Annotated in this window: 15 protein-coding genes, 5 tRNA genes and 3 pseudogenes; 9 read left to right on the top strand and 14 right to left on the bottom strand. The window is 69.8% G+C overall.

All coding sequences use genetic code 11. From position 1 onward, the window contains the following. Positions 1-52: 52 nt before the first annotated feature. The 3 genes from ADK55_RS01225 to leuC all read right to left on the bottom strand — a co-directional run bounded on the left by ADK55_RS01225 (position 53) and on the right by leuC (position 2,439). Positions 53-280 carry a hypothetical protein gene (locus ADK55_RS01225; protein ID WP_053675071.1) on the bottom strand — a complete coding sequence of 76 codons (228 nt, stop codon included), beginning with the start codon at positions 278-280 and terminating at the stop codon, positions 53-55. Between the two features lie 137 nt (positions 281-417). Further along, a complete protein-coding gene (gene leuD, locus ADK55_RS01220) occupies positions 418-1,011 on the bottom strand; it encodes a 3-isopropylmalate dehydratase small subunit (protein ID WP_053675068.1) in 594 nt (197 codons plus the stop codon). 3 nt (positions 1,012-1,014) lie between these two features. Then, positions 1,015-2,439 carry a 3-isopropylmalate dehydratase large subunit gene (gene leuC, locus ADK55_RS01215; protein WP_053675066.1) on the bottom strand — a complete coding sequence of 475 codons (1,425 nt, stop codon included), beginning with the start codon at positions 2,437-2,439 and terminating at the stop codon, positions 1,015-1,017. A 184-nt stretch (positions 2,440-2,623) separates the two neighbouring features. On the opposite strand from leuC, the gene ndgR reads away from it, so the two are divergent. Further along, positions 2,624-3,340: an IclR family transcriptional regulator NdgR gene (gene ndgR / locus ADK55_RS01210; RefSeq protein ID WP_053675064.1), complete on the top strand. Its 717-nt coding sequence runs from the start codon at positions 2,624-2,626 to the stop codon at positions 3,338-3,340. Between the two features lie 194 nt (positions 3,341-3,534). Here the strand turns inward: ndgR and ADK55_RS01205 are convergent. From ADK55_RS01205 to ADK55_RS01165, 9 genes are all read right to left on the bottom strand, one after another. Continuing rightward, positions 3,535-3,607, bottom strand: a tRNA-Glu gene (locus tag ADK55_RS01205). Between the two features lie 22 nt (positions 3,608-3,629). Then, positions 3,630-3,701, bottom strand: a tRNA-Gln gene (locus ADK55_RS01200). A gap of 24 nt (positions 3,702-3,725) precedes the next feature. Beyond that, positions 3,726-3,798, bottom strand: a tRNA-Glu gene (locus ADK55_RS01195). A gap of 61 nt (positions 3,799-3,859) precedes the next feature. Further along, positions 3,860-3,932: transfer RNA gene (locus tag ADK55_RS01190), tRNA-Glu, on the bottom strand. A 26-nt stretch (positions 3,933-3,958) separates the two neighbouring features. Then, positions 3,959-4,030, bottom strand: a tRNA-Gln gene (locus tag ADK55_RS01185). Between the two features lie 86 nt (positions 4,031-4,116). After that, entirely contained in the window at positions 4,117-4,845 is a 729-nt protein-coding gene (locus ADK55_RS01180; RefSeq protein ID WP_053675062.1) for an HAD family hydrolase, read from the bottom strand. Positions 4,846-4,934: 89 nt separating this feature from the next. Continuing rightward, on the bottom strand, positions 4,935-6,410 hold the full coding sequence (gene gltX / locus ADK55_RS01175) for a glutamate--tRNA ligase (RefSeq protein WP_053675060.1): 1,476 nt from the start codon (positions 6,408-6,410) through the stop codon (positions 4,935-4,937). Then, the gene (locus tag ADK55_RS01170; RefSeq protein ID WP_053675058.1) at positions 6,403-7,209 is read right to left on the bottom strand and encodes a fumarylacetoacetate hydrolase family protein; all 807 of its coding nucleotides are present in this window, start codon (positions 7,207-7,209) and stop codon (positions 6,403-6,405) included. Before ADK55_RS01170 ends, gltX begins: the two co-directional genes overlap by 8 nt. A gap of 94 nt (positions 7,210-7,303) precedes the next feature. Then, positions 7,304-7,486, bottom strand: a complete 183-nt coding sequence (locus ADK55_RS01165; protein WP_053675056.1) for a hypothetical protein — start codon at positions 7,484-7,486, stop codon at positions 7,304-7,306. A 578-nt stretch (positions 7,487-8,064) separates the two neighbouring features. Between ADK55_RS01165 and ADK55_RS01160 the strand changes: the two genes are divergently transcribed. The 8 genes and pseudogenes from ADK55_RS01160 (at position 8,065) to ADK55_RS01125 (ending at position 18,459) form a co-directional block, all read left to right on the top strand. Then, a complete protein-coding gene (locus ADK55_RS01160; protein ID WP_053675054.1) occupies positions 8,065-11,871 on the top strand; it encodes a nitrate- and nitrite sensing domain-containing protein in 3,807 nt (1,268 codons plus the stop codon). 9 nt (positions 11,872-11,880) lie between these two features. After that, complete coding sequence (locus tag ADK55_RS01155) at positions 11,881-12,294, top strand: roadblock/LC7 domain-containing protein (protein ID WP_008739864.1); 414 nt, start codon at positions 11,881-11,883, stop codon at positions 12,292-12,294. A gap of 151 nt (positions 12,295-12,445) precedes the next feature. Further along, entirely contained in the window at positions 12,446-12,838 is a 393-nt protein-coding gene (locus ADK55_RS01150; protein WP_007266775.1) for a DUF742 domain-containing protein, read from the top strand. Further along, positions 12,819-13,375: pseudogene (locus tag ADK55_RS01145) on the top strand (GTP-binding protein). Before ADK55_RS01150 ends, ADK55_RS01145 begins: the two are co-directional and overlap by 20 nt. A 292-nt stretch (positions 13,376-13,667) precedes the next feature. Next, positions 13,668-16,874: a nitrate- and nitrite sensing domain-containing protein gene (locus ADK55_RS01140; RefSeq protein ID WP_053675052.1), complete on the top strand. Its 3,207-nt coding sequence runs from the start codon at positions 13,668-13,670 to the stop codon at positions 16,872-16,874. Positions 16,875-16,884: 10 nt separating this feature from the next. Further along, positions 16,885-17,298: a roadblock/LC7 domain-containing protein gene (locus tag ADK55_RS01135; RefSeq protein WP_030037347.1), complete on the top strand. Its 414-nt coding sequence runs from the start codon at positions 16,885-16,887 to the stop codon at positions 17,296-17,298. A 93-nt stretch (positions 17,299-17,391) separates the two neighbouring features. After that, on the top strand, positions 17,392-17,952 hold the full coding sequence (locus tag ADK55_RS01130) for a DUF742 domain-containing protein (protein ID WP_053675050.1): 561 nt from the start codon (positions 17,392-17,394) through the stop codon (positions 17,950-17,952). Beyond that, positions 17,933-18,459: pseudogene (locus tag ADK55_RS01125) on the top strand (GTP-binding protein). Before ADK55_RS01130 ends, ADK55_RS01125 begins: the two are co-directional and overlap by 20 nt. Positions 18,460-18,657: 198 nt before the next feature. Here the strand turns inward: ADK55_RS01125 and ADK55_RS35690 are convergent. Together ADK55_RS35690 and ADK55_RS01120 are read right to left on the bottom strand one after the other, a co-directional pair. Further along, positions 18,658-18,823 (bottom strand): annotated as a pseudogene (locus tag ADK55_RS35690) (acyl-CoA carboxylase subunit epsilon). A 21-nt stretch (positions 18,824-18,844) separates the two neighbouring features. After that, a partial coding sequence (locus ADK55_RS01120) for an acyl-CoA carboxylase subunit beta (RefSeq protein WP_053675048.1) occupies positions 18,845-19,948 on the bottom strand: 1,104 nt, incomplete at its 5' end.

Here is a 19,948-nt window from a genome sequence, read left to right as displayed (position 1 = left end):
GCTAATCACCCTAGTGCCGCAACGTTGTAGGCCGTTACGGAGTTCCTTCGCATCAGTCGCCTTCAGGGAATCGACCCTCGTCGAGGTCCTTCATCAACCTGTCCAGGCGCCTTGCCGCATCGGCCAGATCATGCTTCGACGCGGCCGTGACGACCAACAGCTTCCGGGACAGCGCCATCCTTACGCCCTCCGGGACTTGCAGTGAGCGCACCCTTGTGTGTGCTTCTTTCAATCGGTCCGCGACGAGTTCGTAGAGCTCAAGTTGACTGTCGCGTTCCATGCACAGATTGTGCCATCTGGGGCGAGTTGTCGCCTCACGGGGCCTCAACACACGGCTGTGCCCCCCGCCGGAGGGCGAGGGGCACAGTGTTGTCGATGTGATGACCCGAAGGCGAATAAGCGCTGATCAGGCTGGAATCAGGCCCGAATCGTGCGGGGCTTGTGGCCCGGCCGGGTGCTTTCATACGTGGCGATGTCGGCTTCGTTCTGAAGGGTGAGCGAGATGTCGTCCAGCCCCTCCAGCAGCCTCCAGCGGGCGTTGTCGTCGAGTTCGAACTCGGCCTCGACGCCTTCCGCTCGGACCTGGCGATCGACCAGGTCGACCGTGATCTCGGCGTCGGGGTCGGCCTCGGTGAGCTTCCAGAGCCGTTCGACGGTCTCCTGCGGCAGGACCACGGTCAGCAGGCCGTTCTTCAGCGAGTTGCCGCGGAAGATGTCGGCGAAACGGGAGGAGATGACCGTTTTGAAGCCGAAGTTCTGCAGGGCCCAGACGGCGTGCTCGCGCGAGGAACCGGTGCCGAAGTCGGGGCCGGCGACCAGGACGGTCGCGCCGGCGCGCTCCGGGCGGTTCGTGACGAACTCCGGGTCCTTGCGCCAGGCCTCGAAGAGCCCGTCCTCGAACCCGTCGCGGGTGATCTTCTTCAGCCAGTGGGCCGGGATGATCTGGTCGGTGTCGACGTTGCTGCGGCGCAGCGGGACGGCCCGGCCGGTGTGGGTGGTGAAGGCTTCCATGGTTCAGACTCCGGCGGTCGCGTCGGCGGCGGACAGGTCGGCGGGCGAGGCCAGATGGCCCAGCACGGCGGTGGCCGCGGCCACCTGCGGGGAGACCAGGTGGGTGCGCCCGCCCTTGCCCTGCCGGCCCTCGAAGTTGCGGTTGGAGGTGGACGCGGAGCGCTCGCCGGGCGCCAGTTGGTCGGGGTTCATGCCCAGACACATCGAGCAGCCCGCGTGCCGCCATTCGGCGCCGGCCTCCTTGAAGACCTTGTCCAGGCCCTCCTCGACGGCCTGGAGGGCGACCCGGACCGAGCCCGGAACGACCAGCATCCGTACGCCCTCGGCGACTTTGCGGCCCTCGATGATGCCGGCGACGGCACGCAGGTCCTCGATGCGGCCGTTGGTGCACGAACCTACGAAGACGGTGTCGACGTTGATGTCGCGCAGCGGCTGTCCGGCGGTCAACCCCATGTATTCCAGGGCCTTTTCGGCGGCGTGCCGCTCCGAAGCGTCCTCGTACGAAGCAGGGTCGGGGACGTTCGCGGAGAGCGGCGCGCCCTGGCCCGGGTTGGTGCCCCAGGTGACGAACGGGGAGAGCGCGGCGCCGTCGATGACGACCTCCGCGTCGAAGACCGCGTCGTCGTCGGTGCGCAGGGTCCGCCAGTACGCGACGGCCGCGTCCCAGTCCTCGCCCACGGGCGCGTGGTCACGGCCCTGGAGGTAGTCGAAGGTGGTCCGGTCCGGGGCGATCATTCCCGCGCGGGCGCCGGCCTCGATCGACATGTTGCAGATGGTCATCCGGGCTTCCATCGACAGCTTCTCGATGGCCTCGCCGCGGTATTCCAGGATGTAGCCCTGGCCGCCGCCGGTGCCGATCCGGGCGATGATCGCCAGGATCAGGTCCTTCGCGGTGACGCCCTCGGCCAGCGCGCCGGTGACGGTGATCGCCATCGTCTTCGGGCGGGCCAGCGGCAGCGTCTGGGTGGCGAGCACGTGCTCGACCTGGCTGGTGCCGATGCCGAAGGCCAGCGCGCCGAACGCGCCGTGGGTGGAGGTGTGCGAGTCGCCGCAGACCACGGTGGTGCCCGGCTGGGTCAGGCCCAGCTGCGGTCCCACGACGTGGACGACACCCTGCTCGACGTCGCCCAGCGAGTGCAGGCGCACGCCGAACTCGGCGCAGTTCTTGCGCAGCGTCTCCAGCTGGGCCCGGGAGACCGGGTCCGCGATCGGCTTGTCGATGTCGATGGTGGGGGTGTTGTGGTCCTCGGTCGCGATGGTGAGGTCGAGGCGGCGCACCTTGCGGCCGGCCTGCCGCAGGCCCTCGAACGCCTGCGGGCTGGTCACCTCGTGCAGGAGGTGCAGATCGATGAAGAGCAGATCGGGCTCGCCCTCCGCGCGCCGGACGACATGGTCGTCCCAGACCTTCTCCGCGAGTGTCCTACCCATCGCTTTCCCTCCGGCCGGCCGGTTGTGCCGGCGCTTATTAGAGATCCGGTGCGCCTGATCGTCCGTACCCCACGCGCCGGACCGAGGCTCGGACCCAGTGGTTCGTGGACCCGCACATACAGACTCGCTGTTTCTTGGAAAAATTGAACTTGCGTTTCACAGTGTGAGACGCGAATATCGTTTCATGGACAACTCTAGCGGCGTCGGCGTTCTCGACAAGGCAGCTCTGGTACTGAGCGCACTGGAGTCCGGTCCGGCCACCCTCGCCGGGCTGGTCGCGGCGACAGGGCTCGCACGACCCACGGCGCATCGCCTTGCCGTGGCACTGGAACACCACCGGATGGTGGCGAGGGACATGCAGGGACGTTTCATCCTCGGTCCGCGGTTGGCAGAGCTTGCCGCCGCTGCCGGCGAGGACCGCCTGCTCGCGACGGCCGGACCGGTGCTCACCCACCTCCGTGACGTGACCGGGGAGAGCGCGCAGCTCTACCGGCGTCAGGGCGACATGCGCATCTGCGTGGCCGCGGCCGAGCGGCTGTCGGGCCTGCGGGACACCGTCCCGGTGGGCTCCACGCTCCCGATGAAGGCCGGTTCGGCCGCGCAGATCCTGATGGCCTGGGAGGAGCCCGAGCGGCTCCACCGCGGGCTCCAGGGCGCGCGTTTCACGGCGACGGCGCTCTCGGGCGTACGGCGCCGCGGCTGGGCGCAGTCGATCGGCGAGCGGGAGCCCGGTGTGGCCTCCGTGTCGGCGCCGGTGCGTGGACCCTCGAACCGGGTGGTCGCGTCGGTGTCGGTCTCCGGGCCGATCGAGCGCCTGACCCGACACCCGGGGCGGATGCACGCCCAGGCCGTCATCGACGCGGCCGCCCGCCTGTCGGAGGCCCTGCGCCGAACCGGCTGATCCCTTTTCGACCTCCCCCACTCCCCCGGGTCCGGGGGCGCGTACGACGCCGCACACGTCCTGTACACGCGCCTCCGGGCCCGCATTCACGAGCCGCAGGCGCGGCGGTCGCGCGACCGCCGCGCCTGCGCGATCCGACGCCGGACATACGAAAGAGGCCCTCCGCGATGAACGCGGAGGGCCTCTTCGATGCGTACCCCCGACCGGATTCGAACCGGCGCTACCGCCTTGAGAGGGCGGCGTGCTAGGCCGCTACACAACGGGGGCTAGCTGTTACTGCGGTGCTGCGCTGGGCTACCAGGACTCGAACCTAGAATAAGAGAACCAGAAACTCTCGTGTTGCCAATTACACTATAGCCCAAAGGTCTAGACCAACTAGACACAGTACCCCCGACCGGATTCGAACCGGCGCTACCGCCTTGAGAGGGCGGCGTGCTAGGCCGCTACACAACGGGGGCCCTAGCGATCCTGCATCAAAACATCCGGGTGCGACCCTGGAGATCTCGCGGGAAGGATCTGTACCCCCGACCGGATTCGAACCGGCGCTACCGCCTTGAGAGGGCGGCGTGCTAGGCCGCTACACAACGGGGGCAAGCACTGCGTTACTTCTGTACTGCGCTGGGCTACCAGGACTCGAACCTAGAATAAGGGAACCAGAAACCCTCGTGTTGCCAATTACACTATAGCCCACCAAAACTCAAGGCCTTGCGGCACTTTCGTTTGGTTAGCGCCCCCATCCCGGCCTTTCGGCCCGCTCGGGCGGCGCAGAAAGAACATTACCGGATGCCTGACCGTGCTCCAAAACGGGTATCCGCGGCCAGCAGCGCGGGCAGCCGCCCGAGTCCGTCGATCCTGTGTACGCCCTCGGGCCCCGGGCCCGCGTCGCCTCGACGGTCGAGCCACACCGCCGTGAGGCCCGCGTCACGGGCGCCGCGGGCGTCGATCTCGGGCTGGTCCCCCACGTACGCGACCTCCCCCGGCGGCAGTCCGAGCGCCGCGCAGGCCTTCAGGAAGGCCTCCGCGGCGGGCTTGCTGACGCCGAGTTCGGCGGCGCAGACCAGTACCTCGAAGCGTTCGCGCAGGCCGAGCCGGCGCAGCTTGGGATCCTGGTTGGCGAGCGAGGAGTTGGAGAGCACGCCGTGCCGGTACCCGTCGGCGAGGGCGTCCAGCGCGGGCACCGCGTCGGGGCACAGGGTCCAGGCGGCCTGGTAGTGGGCGACGTACCGGTCGAACCAGTCGTCGGTCTCGGGCGCGCTCATGTCGGGCCGCTCCAGGAAGTCCCGCACCCGGTCCCGGCGCTGCTCCCGGAAGGTCACCCGGCCCGCGGCGAAGCGGTCCCAGTGCCGTTCGGTGAGACGGCGCCACAGCGCGAGCGCCTCGGCCGGCGAGCCGTACCGCGCCTCCAGTCCCTCGTCGGCGAGGTGCGCCGCGAGGCCGGCCGTGTCCGCGCCGGTGTAGTCGAAGAGGGTGTCGTCGATGTCCCACAGCACAGCACTGATCGGCATACGGCCGAGGCTACGCCGAAACGCCCCGGGGGCGGCGGCCTTTTCGGCCGCCGCCCCCGGGGGACGTACGGGTGGTGCCCAGGCGATGCCTAGGCGGCGAGCCTGGCCAGGGTCGCGTCGATGCGGGCCAGCGAACGCTCCTTGCCCAGGATCTCCAGCGACTCGAAGAGCGGCAGGCCCACCGTGCGGCCGGTGACGGCGACGCGGACCGGGGCCTGGGCCTTGCCAAGCTTGAGACCGTGGGCCTCGCCGGCGGTGAGCACGGCCTGCTTGAGGGACTCGGGGTCGCTCCAGTCGGCCGTCTCCAGGTTGGCGCGGGCGGTCGTCAGCAGGGCCGCGGGCTCGCCCTTCATCGCCTTGTCCCACGACGCCTGGTCCTCGACCGGCTCCTTGCGGAACAGGAAGTCGACGTTGGCCGTGATGTCGGACAGCACGGTCACCCGGGTCTGGGCGTACGGCGCGATGCGCTCCCAGGCCTCGGCGTCGAAGTCCTCGGGGGCCCAGTTGGCGTGCGGGGCCTCCAGCCACGGCGCGCAGGCGGCCGCGAAGGCCTTCGGGTCGAGCAGCCGGATGTGGTCGGCGTTGATCGACTCGGCCTTCTTGAGGTCGAAGCGCGCCGGGTTGGCGTTGACGTCCGGGATGTCGAACTTCGCGACCATCTCCTCGATCGAGAAGATGTCCTGGTCCTTGGAGAAGGACCAGCCGAGGAGCGAGAGGTAGTTCAGCAGGCCCTCGGGGAGGAAGCCGCGCTCGCGGTACAGGTTGAGCGAGGACTCCGGGTCGCGCTTGGAGAGCTTCTTGTTGCCCTCGCCCATGACGTACGGAAGGTGGCCGAACTCCGGGACCGTCTTGGCGACGCCCAGCTCGATCAGCGCCCGGTAGAGCGCGATCTGGCGCGGGGTGGAGGACAGCAGGTCCTCGCCGCGGAGCACGTGCGTGATCTCCATCAGCGCGTCGTCGACCGGGTTGACCAGGGTGTACAGCGGGGCGCCGTTGGCCCGGACGATGCCGAAGTCGGGCACGTTCTCGGGGGCGACGGAGATCTCGCCGCGGACCAGGTCGGTGAAGGTGATCGTCTCGTCGGGCATCCGGAAGCGGACGATCGAGGTGCGGCCCTCGGCCTCGTACGCGGCCACCTGCTCGGCGGTCAGCTCGCGGCAGTGGCCGTCGTAGCCGGACGGCTTGCCGGCCGCACGCGCGGCGTCGCGGCGCGCGTCGAGCTCCTCGGTGGTGCAGTAGCAGTGGTAGGCGTGGCCGCCGTCCTGGAGCTTCTTCGCGACGTCCGCGTAGATGTCCATGCGCTGGGACTGGCGGTACGGGGCGTGCGGGCCGCCGACCTCGGGGCCCTCGTCCCAGGTGAAGCCGAGCCAGCGCAGCGAGTCGAGCAGCTGGCCGTAGGACTCCTCGGAGTCGCGGGCCGCGTCGGTGTCCTCGATGCGGAAGACGAACGTGCCGCCGTGGTGGCGGGCGAACGCCCAGTTGAAGAGAGCGGTCCGGACCAGGCCCACGTGGGGGTTGCCGGTCGGGGAGGGACAGAAACGTACGCGGACGTTCGCGTTAGCCACGCTTGATCACCTTGTTGGTGAGAGTGCCGATGCCTTCGATGGTGACGGCGACCTCGTCGCCGACGTTGAGGGGTCCGACTCCGGCCGGGGTCCCCGTGAGGATGACGTCGCCCGGGAGCAGCGTCATGGCCTCGGTGATGTGCACGACCAGGTCCTCGATGGAGCGGATCATGTCGCCGGTGCGGCCGAGCTGGCGTTGTTCGCCGTTCACGGTGCACTGGATGGTCAGGTCGGTCGGGTCCAGATCGGTCTCGATCCAGGGGCCGAGCGGGCAGGAGCTGTCGAAGCCCTTGGCCCGCGCCCACTGCTTCTCGCGCCGCTGGACGTCGCGTGCGGTGACGTCGTTGGCGCAGGTGTAGCCGAGGATCACGTCCTTGACGCGCTCCTTGGGGACCTCGCGGCACATGCGGCCGATCACCACGGCGAGCTCCGCCTCGTGGTGGAGTTCCTCGGAGAAGGAGGGGTACGTGATGGGGTCCCCCGAGCCGACCACCGAGGTGGAGGGCTTGAAGAAGGTGATGGGGGCTTCCGGGCGGCCGTCGGCGTCCACGAGGGAGTGGCCGAGCTCCGCGGCGTGCTCCGCGTAGTTGCGGCCGATGGCCACGACCTTGTTGGGGAGCACGGGCGGCAGCAAGCGGACCTTGGCGAGCGGGACCTTGACCCCGGAGAGCTCGAAGTCCGCGAACGGGATGCCCTTGATGATGTCGAGGACGAGCGTCGATTCGTCGCCGGGGGCGGTGCTGCCCTCGACCGCGCCGAACGCGACGTTTCCATCGATCGAGAACCTGGCGATGCGCACGTGCTGCGTCTGCCCCTCTGTCTGCCGGCCTGGTGGAGTCTGCGGACTCCAGGCTAACGCGGCAGGCAGCGGGGCCCCGCTTCTTTGTCCGCGTCTACTGCGCGGCGGCGACCGGCGCGTCCATCAGGATCGTGCGCCGCGGGTTCGCGGTCTGGGCCGGAAGCTCGACGGCGTGTTCCGCGACCGGCGGCACCTGGAGCTCCTCGGCGTCCTTGAGGTGCGCGAGGGTGGTGCGGCGGGGGTTGGCTATGTTGCGGATCAGCATCGTCGTCTTCATCGGAGTTCGGGGCCTCGGCTCGCTCGTCGGGTGATGGTTGTCGGATGCGCCAACCCTGGCGCCAACCCTGCAAAGGGCAAGGCTAAACATCTGAATCCCCGGCTGAACCGGGAAGTAATGGCCACGGCTATGTGAGTTTGCTCACCCATGACCTGGCATTACGGGCATAACGGGCAGTCAATTCCGCTTCACGAAACGGACATTGCGCCACTGAATGCGGCATTCCGCTCCTGATCATGAGGACTGGGACACCTTGCCGGCCACGGTGTTTGGTCGGCGTAAGTCCGGTTTTTCCCGGTACCGGTACCACATCGAGTAGCGGACCACTCACGTGCCGTGACCAGCCGGCCGGCCCGACGCGCACACCTTGTTGGAGATCCTCCACTGTGCTGGAATTCGCGGGACCGCCGCGGGAATCAGCCGGCGCGCAGGTGGCGCGACTCAGCGCCGAGCGCGGCGGCAAGGAGAGGGAGACGCGCCGGTCACCGACGACCACCATGGGGCCGTCAGTGCCCCACGACTCGACACCGTCCCACCGGTCACCCGGCGGGACGCCTGGTCCAGAGGTTGCGACGCTAGTGCAGGGACGATTCAAGAGGGATGGCAGCGCTGCGGCGGAGCAGGAGCCGCGCGGCGGGACCGACCGTGGCTCCTCGCCCCAGCACGCCCAGAACCGCGGGCCGGCTGTCGAGGGTGCGAGCTCCGACGCCTCCGCCACGGTGAAGGCGAAGGGTCGTGCGAAGCCCAAGGGCTTGGCCAAGGCGAAGGGCAAGAGCGAGTCGGCCGCCGGGCAGGACGTGGCGATACCGAAGGCCCCCACGGGGTCCGGTTCCCGCCTCGCCATGCAGAACTGGCGCATCAGCACGCGACTCGTGTCGCTGCTGACCCTGCCGGTCGTCGCCGCCACCACGCTCGGTGGCTTCCGCATCAACGACTCGCTGAACGACATCGCGCAGCTCGACCACATGCAGCTGCTGACGACCATGACCCGGCAGGCCACCAACCTGGCCGCCATGCTCCAGGAGGAGCGGGACAAGTCGGCGGGTCCGCTGTCGGTGGCCGCCAAGGACCCCGCCAAGGTCGGCACCGCCAAGCCCAACTCGCTCGTCCAGGGTGTCCGTGACCAGACCGACGCCGCCGCCGAGGCCTTCGCCGCGGCGACCGACAAGGTCAGCCTCACGGAGGACAAGGACGAGACCCTCAAGTCGATCCGCAACAACATCCTGCAGATCGGCCGCCAGCTCACCGGCATCGAGGACATCCGCAAGAAGGCGTACGACAACGGCGCCCAGCAGACCGTCACCGAGTACAACGCGCTGATCGTCTCGCTCCTGTCCCTCTCGCAGGACATGGCCCAGGCCACGTCCAACCCCGAGATGATCAAGCGCACGCGCGCCCTGGCCTCCTTCTCCTCGGCCAAGGAGTACGCCTCGATCCAGCGCGCGATCATCGCCGCGTCGCTCCCCGAGAGCGGTGCCACGACCGGCACGCTCAAGGAGAACGACCGCCTGTACGCGCTCTCCGCGCTCCGCGGCGAGAGCCAGTCGAAGAAGACCTTCGAACTCGTCTACCAGGGCCGCTCCGAGGAGCTCACCGCGTCCCTCGGCGACGGCAACCCGGAGATCAGCAAGGCGGACCACTACACCCGCCGCGTGCTGTCCACCGAGGGGCAGTTCGCCAAGGAGCAGCAGTACCGGTCCTGGATGGACTGGTACGACGCCGACGGCACCAAGCTCCAGGCCATGAAGACCATCGAGCTGTCGCTCCTGGAGGACATGGAGCAGAAGGCCCGCGAGCTCAGGAACGAGTCGCAGCAGGACGCCATCATCAACGGTGCCCTGATCTTCCTCGTCCTCGGTGTCTCGCTCGTCGGCGCCTTCGTCATGGCCCGGTCCATGATCCGGTCGCTGCGCCGTCTGCAGGACACCGCCACCCGGGTCGCCCAGGACCGACTGCCCGAGCTCGTCAAGCAGCTCTCCGAGTCCGACCCGCAGGACGTGGACACGTCCGTGGAGTCGGTCGGTCTGCACACCCGCGACGAGATCGGCCAGGTGGCCGCGGCCTTCGACGACGTGCACCGCGAGGCCGTCCGCCTCGCCGCCGAGCAGGCCCTCCTGCGGGGCAACGTCAACGCGATGTTCACCAACCTCTCGCGCCGCTCGCAGGGCCTCATCCAGCGTCAGCTCTCGCTCATCTCCGAGCTGGAGTCCCGCGAGGCCGACCCGGACCAGCTGTCCTCGCTCTTCAAGCTCGACCACCTCGCGACCCGCATGCGCCGTAACGGCGAGAACCTCCTCGTCCTCGCGGGCGAGGAGCCGGGCCGCCGGTGGACCCGCCCCGTCCCGCTCGTCGACGTGCTCCGCGCCGCGGCGTCCGAGGTGGAGCAGTACGAGCGCATCGAACTCTCGTCGGTGCCCGGCACCGACGTCGCCGGCCGCGTCGTCAACGACCTCGTGCACCTCCTCGCCGAGCTGCTGGAGAACGCCACGTCGTTCTCCTCCCCGCAGACGAAGGTCAAGGTCACCGGTCACGCGCTGCCCGACGGCCGGGTGCTGGTCGAGATCCACGACACCGGCATCGGCCTCTCCCCCGAGGACCTCGCCGCGATCAACGAGCGGCTCGCGTCGCCGCCGACCGTGGACGTCTCCGTCTCCCGCCGCATGGGCCTGTTCGTGGTCGGTCGCCTGTCCCTGCGACACGGCATCCGCATCCAGCTGCGTCCCTCCGACTCGGGTGGTACGACGGCCCTCGTCATGCTGCCGGTCGACGTCGCCCAGGGCGGCAAGAAGCCGGCCCCGATGCCCGGTCAGGGCGGCCCCGGGGGCTCCGGCGGCCAGGGTGGCCCGCAGGGCGGCCAGGGTTCCGTTCCCGGTGGGAACGCCCGTCCCCCGGTGGGCGCCGGCCAGCAGCGCGGTCAGGTCTCCGGCGGCGGGCCGCGTCCCGCACTGCCGGGGCGCGACGGCTCCGCCGGTCAGGGTCCCCAGCAGCAGCGTGCGCAGGGTCCGGGTCAGGCGCCGCAGGGCGGCCCCGGCACCCGTCCTCAGCAGGGCGGCGCGCCGACCCGTCCGCAGGCCGGTCCCGGCGCGCCGAACGGCCAGAGCGGCCCCTTCGGCAGCCCGGCCCCGCTGCCCGGGCGTACGCCCGGCGCCACGACCGGTGGCCTTCAGGGTCGTCCGGGTCAGACCCCCTCCGCCTTCCCGCAGGGCAACGGGTTCGAGCGTCCGCAGCAGCCGCAGCCCCAGCAGGCTCCGCAGCAGCAGGACCGCCAACAGTCCGCCGCCCCGGCGCCGACCCAGCGCAAGCGGCCGCAGCTGCCGCCGCGCGGTGGCGCGCCGCGTCCGGAGCTCCCGGGCGCCGGCGCCGGTACGTCTCCCACCGGGATCCCGCAGGGCACCAGTTGGGGTGCCGGTGGTCAGGGTGGCCAGGACGTCCCGCGCGGTCACGACGAGCTCTCGGGCCCGGGCGCGACGGCCGAGTTCGCCCGCCCGGACTACAACGCCCCCTTCCCGCAGGCCACCGGCGGCAACCCCGCCAACAGCACCACCGGCCAGTTCGAGCGTCCCGACGTGCGCGGTCCCCTGGACCCTTCCACCACCGGGCAGTTCGAGCGTCCGGAGCTGCGCGGGCCCGCGGACCTGAGCGGCCCGGCCTCGACCACCGGCCAGTTCGACCGCCAGGACTTCCAGGCGCCGCGCAGCGGCGGCCCCGGGGTGGGCGGCTACAGCCGCCGGCACCAGGCTCCGCAGCAGGCCCCGCAGCAGGGCGGCGGCTACCCGGCCGCTCCCTCGCCGGCGGCGGCTCCGCGCCCGGAGGCCCCGAGCCTGCCGCAGGCTCCGCAGCCGGAGGCCCTGCCGCCGGCCCGGAACCAGGGTGAGGGGCGCAGCCCGATCTTCGACACGCTGGAGTCGAACTGGTTCCGTCAGGAGGGCGAGCAGCCCGCCGACCAGGGACCGGCCGTGCCCCAGCAGCCGCAGCAGAGCGCCCCGTCCGCGCCGGCTCCGCAGCGCACGCAGCCCCAGCTGCCGCAGCGGGGCCAGGAGCCGGCGGCCGATGCCGCCGCGACCGGCGCCATGCCGACCGTCAGCTGGCGTTCGTCGCCGAACGACGAGCTGATGCGACAGGCCGAGCGCGTGCGCCAGCCTGCCGCGGGCGGCATCACCACCTCGGGGCTGCCCCGTCGCGTACCGCGAGCGAACCTCGTGGCCGGCACGGCGCAGCAGCAGGCCGAAGCACAGGCAGGCCCGCAGGTATCGCGTTCCCCGGACGATGTCCGAGGACGTCTCACCAACCTCCGCCGCGGTATCCAGCAGGGGCGTCAGGCCGGCACCACCGGCCCCGCGACCGGCAGTTACCACGTCGACCCCACTTACCAGCAGGAGCGATAGTTGAGTTCGATGAGCCAGGCGGCACAGAACCTGAACTGGTTGATCACCAACTTCGTGGACAACACCCCTGGGGTGTCCCACACCGTGGTGGTCTCCGCCGACGGACTCCTTCTGGCGATGTCGGAAGGTTTCCCGCGTGACCGCGCCGATCAGCTGGCGGCCGTGGCCTCCGGTCTGACGTCGCTGACCGCCGGTGCCTCCCGCATCTTCGAGGGTGGCGCCGTCAACCAGACGGTCGTGGAGATGGACCGGGGATTCCTTTTCCTCATGTCCGTGTCCGACGGATCCTCGCTGGCCGTTCTCGCGCACCCCGAGTGCGACATCGGCCTCGTGGGCTACGAGATGGCCCTCCTCGTGGACCGCGCCGGCAGTGTCCTCACCCCGGACCTGCGCGCGGAGCTGCAGGGAAGCCTGCTCATCTGACTGCCAGACTCCCGGCCGGACGGTACTTCCGGCCGGGAGCCCGGGGCTCGTGCCCCGGAATCCAGTACCCCCGACAGGCCGTCATCACGTCCCCCCACCGGCCGCCCTGTCAGACGGCACGCTGACCACTGCTGTCCAGCCCGGAGGATCAATGACCCCGCCCCCCGCCTACCCCGATGCGTACGGAGATTCGTACTCGGAAGGCGACCAGCCGCTGGTACGTCCGTACGCGATGACCGGTGGCCGGACCCGGCCGCGCTACCAGCTCGCCATCGAGGCGCTGGTCAGCACCACGGCCGATCCGATGCACCTTTCCGGCCTGCTGCCGGAGCACCAGCGCATCTGCACGCTGTGCCGTGAGGTGAAGTCGGTCGCGGAGGTCTCCGCACTTCTGTCGATGCCGCTCGGTGTCGCCCGGATCCTCGTCGCCGACCTGGCGGAGGCCGGAATGGTGGCCATCCACCAGCCGGGCAATGGAGAGGCCGGCGGAACGCCGGATGTAACACTGCTCGAGAGGGTTCTCAGTGGACTTCGCAAGCTCTGACGGTGGAGCGGCTCCTCGCTCCACCACCTCCGCGAAGATCGTGGTGGCCGGCGGCTTCGGCGTGGGCAAGACCACGTTCGTCGGCGCGGTCTCCGAGATCAACCCGCTGCGCACCGAGGCCGTCATGACGTCCGCGAGCGCGGGCATCGACGACCTGACCCCGCCATGGACTTCGGCCGCATCACCCTGGACCAGGACCTGATCCTGTACCTCTTCGGTACGCCGGGTCAGGACCGCTTCTGGTTCATGTGGGACGACCTCGTACGGGGCGCCATCGGCGCGATCGTCCTGGTCGACACCCGCCGGCTCGCGGACTGTTTCCCCGCCGTCGACTACTTCGAGAACAGCGGCCTGCCGTTCGTCGTGGCGCTCAACGGCTTCGAGGGGCACCAGCCGTACACCCCGGAGGAGGTCCGCGAGGCGCTGCAGATCGGCCCGGACGCGCCGATCATCACCACCGACGCCCGCCACCGCGCGGACGCCAAGAGCGCGCTCATCACGCTCGTCGAGCACGCGCTGATGGCGCGGCTCAAGTAGCACGGAAATCATGGCCGCGTGTGAGGGCGGGTTGTGTCATACGACACGGCCCGCCCTTCTCGTTCATAACGTTTCGACAGAGAATTGAGGCCGGCCGGGCACAGGGTGCGGTCGCCCGGTGCCGCTGTGCTCACAACTGGCCCCGCATTTGCAGCCCCTCGCTCTTTATGTCCGATTTATGTGGGGCATAAGGCTCTGGGAATGGCCGATTTCAACTGTTTGGAACACGGCCGTTAACCGTGCTGGAATTCAACGAACTAGCTAGTAGCACCGCCGAGAGGTTGTTGGTCGAGTGAGGCGAAGCAACTCGAGCCCCGCGGATGAACCCGCGCGCGGCAACTTCACCCCGCCGCCGCGAGCGGCCGCGTCGCCCGTCGACGTGCCCGTTGACCCACCCGCGAGCAGCGGCAGCACCAGCAGGTTCTCGCCCCGCAACTGGCGTGTGCCGACCCGTCTGAACGCCATCCTCCTCGTACCCGTCCTCGTCGGACTGGTCATGGGCGGCTTCCAGGTGAAGGGTTCCGTCGACAGCTGGAACGAGGCCAAGGACGCGGAGAAGACCGCCCGCATCGTCCAGGCGGCCTCCGAATACGGCCAGGCGCTCCTCGACGAGCGTGACCTGACCGCCCAGCCGCTGCTGCGCGGCGACCGCGGCAGCGAGATCGTCACGAAGGCGTACGCGGCCACGGACGCGGCGAAGGCCAAGTTCGCGGACGCGGCGAAGGACCTCCCGGGGAACCAGGGCCTGGAACGGCGCCTGGAGCTCTTCCGTCAGGAGGAGCCGAAGCTGGAGCAGGTCCGCAAGACGGCCTACCTCGCGGCGCCCGAGTCGGCGAAGAAGAACCTCCCCAACGCGCTGGGCCCCATCCCCACCGAAGAGGGGTACGTGCTGGTCCAGCACTACCTGATGCAGTTCTCCAACGAGCTCGGCCTGGGCACCGGCAACGTGACCAGCTACGGCCGCATGGTCTACGCGATCGAGCTGGCCAAGGCCGCGAACTCGCTCCAGCGCTCCGTCGGCACCCACCTGCTGGTCCGGCCGAGCGAGAGCGAGGACATCCGCAAGTCCCAGCTCGTCGCCTTCTCCTCGTACGCCTACCTCGAAGAGATCGCCATCGGCGAGTACGTCGCGGCCGGCACCGACGCGGACACCAACCGCCTGCGCGACGTCATGGGTCAGAAGTCCCAGGAGGGCGCGCAGAAGCTCGCCGCGGCCAAGCAGGCCGCCGAGCAGGCGGGCACCACCTTCAAGACCCCGCCCGTGGTCAACGGCTCCGTGCTCACCGGCATGACCGAGGCGATAGCCTCGGGCGAGAAGAACACCCGTCTCGCCCAGAACGGCACCACGGCCCAGGCCTGGCAGGCCGCCGCCACCGCCAAGTTCGACGGCTACGCCGAGATCGAGAAGGAACTCCTCGGCAAGGCCGTGCAGGACGCGGTCGCGGTCTCCGACGAGTCCCGCAACGACGCCATCCTGACCGGCGCCATCGTGGTCGTGGCCCTGCTCGCCGCCTTCATCCTGGCCGGCATGATGGCCCGCCAGATGGGCCGCGCCATGCGCCACCTGCGCACCGCCGCCTTCGACATCGCCGAGCAGCGCCTGCCGATGCTCGTCGACCAGCTGTCGCGCACCGATCCGGGCAAGGTCGACACCCGGGTGCTGCCGATCCCGATCGACTCCCAGGACGAGATCGGCGAGGTCGCCCGCGCCTTCGACCAGGTCCACCGGGAAGCGGTCCGGCTCGCCGCGGAGCAGGCGCTCCTGCGAGGGAACGTCAACGCGATCTTCACGAACCTCTCCATGCGCAACCAGTCGCTGATCGAGGGCCAGTTGACCCTCATCACCGACCTGGAGAACAACGAGGCCGACCCGGACCAGCTGGAGAACCTCTTCCGCCTGGACCACCTGGCCACCCGCATGCGCCGCAACGGCGAGAACCTCCTCATCCTCGCGGGTGAGGAGCCGGGCCGCCGCTGGGACCAGCCGGTCCCGCTGGTCGACGTGCTGCGCGCCGCCTCCTCCGAGGTGGAGCAGTACGAGCGCGTCGAGCTGTCGGGCGTCTCGGAGGCCGAGATCCACGGCCAGGCCGTGACCGACCTCGTGCACCTGCTCGCCGAGCTGCTGGAGAACGCCACCACGTTCTCCTCCCCGCAGACCAAGGTCCGTGTCAACGCCACCCGTCTGCCCGACGGCCGCGTCATGATCGAGATCCACGACAAGGGCATCGGCCTCACCGCCGAGGACTTCGCGGACATCAACCACAAGCTGGCCAACCCGCCGACCGTGGACGCCGCGATCTCGCAGCGCATGGGTCTGTTCGTGGTCGGCCGGCTGGCGGACCGCCACAGCATCCGCGTCCAGCTGCGCCCCTCGGGCGAGGCGGCCGGCACCACCTCGCTGGTCATGCTCCCCGACGCCATCACCCACGGTGGCGGTGGCGAGGGCGTACCGGACGACGACTTCACGGTCTCGCAGATCATCCCGGAGCAGCAGGCCCTGCAGGCTCCGAAGATGCGCACGGCGGCCGAGCTCGGCTTCGACGACTCCCGCTACGACGCCCAGGGCGGCCAGGGAGCCGACGGACAGGGCGCCGACCCCGTGGGCCGGTCGCTGGGCCAGCAGGAGCGCCGGGCGGCGTTGGCCGCCCAGGTGGGCTACCCGCAGGACCAGCAGTACCCCGATCAGGCCGAGCAGTCCTCCCAGGACTATTCGGAACCCCAGCCTGAACACGGGTACCAGCCGTACCAGGGCTACGAGCAGCAGCCCGAGCCGGGCTACGCCCCGGGGTACGAGGGCGGGCCGTCCCAGCAGCCCCAGCAGTCCTACGAGGCCTATCCGCAACAGGGATATGGCTATCCGGAAGCCGAGTACCAGGACCAGCGGCAGGACGCCCCGTCGTACGACGGGGGCTTCGAACCCCAGTCCCAGCAGGCGGAGTGGCCCGAGCAGAACACGTATTCGGGTGGCTACCAGCAGGACTACGGGACCGAATCGGAATCCACGCCCGCTCCCGAACCGGCCCCGGAACGCGTAGGCTTCGACCGTCCGGGCGCCGCCGCCGACACCGGTCACAAGATGACCGGAGCGGGCCTGCCGCGCCGCGGCAGCCAGCAGCAGTGGCAGCCGGCACAGCAGGAAGCGGAGTCCACCGGATCCCTCTTCGAGCAGCGGCCGCAGCGTCAGCAGCCCGCCGCCGCCCCGAAGGCGGACGAGGAAGGCCCTGAGGCCTGGCGCTCGAACAACGACGAGCGTTGGCAGCAGGCCGCCAAGCTTCGTGAGCCGAAGGCGGGCGGGGTCACCCCGTCCGGTCTCCCTCGGCGGGTGCCCAAGGCCAACCTGGTCGAGGGTGCTGCGGAGACGACCCCGCAGGGCGGCCCCCAGGTCTCCCGCGCACCGGAGGACGTCCGTGGCAGGTTGAGCAACCTGCGACGCGGTGTCCAACAGGGACGCAGCGCGGGTTCCGAGCAGTCAAGTAACAGCTATGACCAGGAGCGTTAGTGTGAGCCCGATGAGCCAGGCGGCACAGAACCTGAACTGGTTGATCACCAACTTCGTGGACAACACCCCCGGGGTGTCCCACACGGTGGTGGTCTCCGCCGACGGACTCCTTCTGGCGATGTCCGACGGATTCCCGCGCGACCGCGCCGATCAGCTGGCGGCCGTGGCCTCCGGTCTGACGTCGCTGACCGCCGGAGCCTCCCGCATCTTCGAGGGTGGCGCGGTCAACCAGACGGTCGTCGAGATGGACCGGGGATTCCTTTTCCTCATGTCCGTGTCCGACGGATCCTCGCTCGCGGTGCTCGCGCACCCCGAGTGCGACATCGGCCTGGTGGGCTACGAAATGGCCCTTCTTGTGGATCGAGCAGGCAGTGTCCTCACCCCGGACCTGCGTGCGGAGCTGCAGGGAAGTCTGCTCAACTAGCAGACAGGCAGTGCGTTTCGCGTCATCGCACCATAGGGTGCGGTGGCGCGGTTCCACAGGGAGTACTGCGTTCTTGGAGTCGGAGGAGGAAACGTGACAACACCCGGAGGACATCCTTATGGCGGCGCGCAGCAGCCGCAGGGTGGGCACGACCAGAACCGCTTCAACTTCCCCTCCACTCCCAGCCGGCCCGCGCCGGAGCACAACCCGTACCAGCAGCAGCCTTCGTACGGCCAGCCCCAGCAGCCCCAGCAGCCTTACCGGCCTTCGCAGCGGCCCTCGCGCTCCTCGCAGCCGCAGGCCCCGAAGGCACACAACCCGCTGGTGCGTCCGTACGCCATGACCGGCGGCCGTACCCGGCCGCGCTACCAGCTCGCCATCGAGGCGCTGGTCAGCACCACGGCCGATCCCGCGCGGCTGCAAGGGCAGTTGCCCGAGCATCAGCGCATCTGCCGTCTGTGCCAGGAGATCAAATCCGTCGCGGAGATCTCGGCACTCCTCTCCATTCCTCTTGGTGTCGCCCGCATCCTCGTCGCCGACCTGGCGGAGGCGGGCCTTGTCGCCATTCACCAGCCCGGCGGCGACGAGTCTGCCGGCGGCCAGCCAGACGTGACACTGCTCGAAAGGGTGCTCAGTGGACTTCGCAAGCTCTAACGGCGGAGCGGCTCGCTCCACCACCTCCGCGAAGATCGTGGTGGCGGGCGGCTTCGGCGTGGGCAAGACCACGTTCGTCGGCGCGGTCTCCGAGATCAACCCGCTGCGCACCGAGGCCGTCATGACCAGCGCGCCATGGACTTCGGCCGCATCACCCTGGACCAGGACCTGATCCTGTACCTCTTCGGTACGCCGGGTCAGGACCGCTTCTGGTTCATGTGGGACGACCTGGTACGCGGCGCGATCGGCGCCGTGGTGCTCGTGGACACCCGGCGGCTCGCGGACTGTTTCCCCGCCGTCGACTACTTCGAGAACAGCGGCCTGCCGTTCGTCATCGCCCTGAACGGCTTCGACGGACACCAGCCCTACACGCCGGAGGAAGTCCGCGAGGCCCTGCAGATCGGCCCGGACGCCCCGATCATCACCACCGACGCCCGCCACCGCGCGGACGCCAAGAGCGCGCTCATCACGCTCGTCGAGCACGCGCTGATGGCGCGCCTGCGCTAGCGGTTCCGCGGAACGCACGGAAAAGGCCCCTCACGCTCCGTCGGAGCGTGAGGGGCCTTTTCCGTGTCTCCGTCGTCCGCGGGCCGTACAGGAGCCGTACGCGAGCTCTCCGCGGTGCGTCCCGGGGTACGCGAGAGCGCCGGGGCGGGGCCCCGGCGCTCTCGGTGAACCGTGTGACGTGCCGCGTGTGCGACGTACCTAGCCGCGCCAGCTGTGCGGGGCGCGGAAGCCGGCGCTGCGTTCCAGGCGTGGTGTCGGTGGTGGTGGTGGCGCGGGCGAGGAGGATCGCGGTGATCGCGGCGAGTTCCTCGGGTGCGGCGTTGCCCTTCTCGACCTTGAGGAGGGTGTCGGTGGTGATGCTCATCGGTGGCGGGTCTCCTTCGTGTTACTGAGGCGGGTTGCCGTGTTTGCGCGAGGGCAGGTCGGCGTGTTTGGTGCGGAGCATCGCGAGGGCACTGACGAGGACCTCGCGGGTTTCGGCGGGGTCGATGACGTCGTCGACGAGGCCGCGTTCGGCCGCGTAGTACGGGTGCATCAGCTCGGCCTTGTACTCCTTGACCATCCGGGCGCGCATGGCCTCGGGGTCCTCGGCGTCGGAGATCTGCTTGCGGAAGATGACGTTGGCGGCGCCCTCGGCGCCCATGACGGCGATCTCGTTGGTGGGCCAGGCGTAGGTGAGGTCGGCGCCGATGGACTGGGAGTCCATGACGATGTAGGCGCCGCCGTAGGCCTTGCGCAGGATCAGCGAGATGCGGGGCACGGTGGCGTTGCAGTAGGCGTAGAGGAGTTTGGCGCCGTGGCGGATGATGCCGCCGTGTTCCTGGTCGACGCCCGGCAGGAAGCCGGGGACGTCCAGGAGGGTGACGATGGGGATGTTGAAGGCGTCGCAGAGCTGGACGAAGCGTGCGGCCTTCTCGGAGGCGTGGATGTCCAGGACGCCGGCGAGGTGGCCGGGCTGGTTGGCGACGATGCCGACGACCTGCCCGTCCAGGCGGGCGAGGGCGCAGATGATGTTGCGGGCCCAACGCTCGTGGATCTCCAGGACGTCGCCGTCGTCGACGAGTTCCTCGATGACCTTGAGCATGTCGTAGGGGCGGTTGCCGTCGGCGGGGACCAGGTCCAGGAGCACGTCGGAGCGGCGGTCGCGGGGGTCGTCGCTCTCGTGGACCGGCGGGTTCTCGCGGTTGTTGGAGGGCAGCATCGTGATGAGGTAGCGGACCTCGGAGATGCAGGTCTCCTCGTCGTCGTACGCGAAGTGCGCCACCCCGGAGGTCTCGGCGTGCACGTCGGCGCCGCCGAGGCCGTTCTGGGTGATCTCCTCGCCGGTCACCGCGCGGACCACGTCCGGGCCGGTGATGAACATCTGCGAGGTGTCCCGGACCATGAACACGAAGTCGGTGAGCGCCGGGGAGTAGGCGGCGCCGCCCGCGCAGGGCCCGAGCATGACCGAGATCTGCGGGATGACACCCGAGGCCTTCGTGTTCCGCTG

The organism is Streptomyces sp. WM4235, from assembly GCF_001279725.1.
Classification (GTDB): domain Bacteria; phylum Actinomycetota; class Actinomycetes; order Streptomycetales; family Streptomycetaceae; genus Streptomyces.
Note: the sequence above shows the minus strand (reverse complement) of the source record. Positions and strands in the feature narration are given on the sequence as shown.

Bases quoted from the DNA above. Each gene is read 5' to 3' on its own strand.
- ADK55_RS01165 (WP_053675056.1), bottom strand. From the start codon at position 7,486: ATGAAGACGACGATGCTGATCCGCAACATAGCCAACCCCCGCCGCACC.
- ADK55_RS01180 (WP_053675062.1), bottom strand. From the start codon at position 4,845: ATGCCGATCAGTGCTGTGCTGTGGGACATCGACGACACCCTCTTCGAC.
- leuD (WP_053675068.1), bottom strand. From the start codon at position 1,011: ATGGAAGCCTTCACCACCCACACCGGCCGGGCCGTCCCGCTGCGCCGC.
- ADK55_RS01225 (WP_053675071.1), bottom strand. From the start codon at position 280: ATGGAACGCGACAGTCAACTTGAGCTCTACGAACTCGTCGCGGACCGA.
- ADK55_RS01135 (WP_030037347.1), top strand. From the start codon at position 16,885: ATGAGCCAGGCGGCACAGAACCTGAACTGGTTGATCACCAACTTCGTG.
- leuC (WP_053675066.1), bottom strand. From the start codon at position 2,439: ATGGGTAGGACACTCGCGGAGAAGGTCTGGGACGACCATGTCGTCCGG.
- ndgR (WP_053675064.1), top strand. From the start codon at position 2,624: ATGGACAACTCTAGCGGCGTCGGCGTTCTCGACAAGGCAGCTCTGGTA.
- ADK55_RS01150 (WP_007266775.1), top strand. From the start codon at position 12,446: ATGACCCCGCCCCCCGCCTACCCCGATGCGTACGGAGATTCGTACTCG.
- ADK55_RS01155 (WP_008739864.1), top strand. From the start codon at position 11,881: ATGAGCCAGGCGGCACAGAACCTGAACTGGTTGATCACCAACTTCGTG.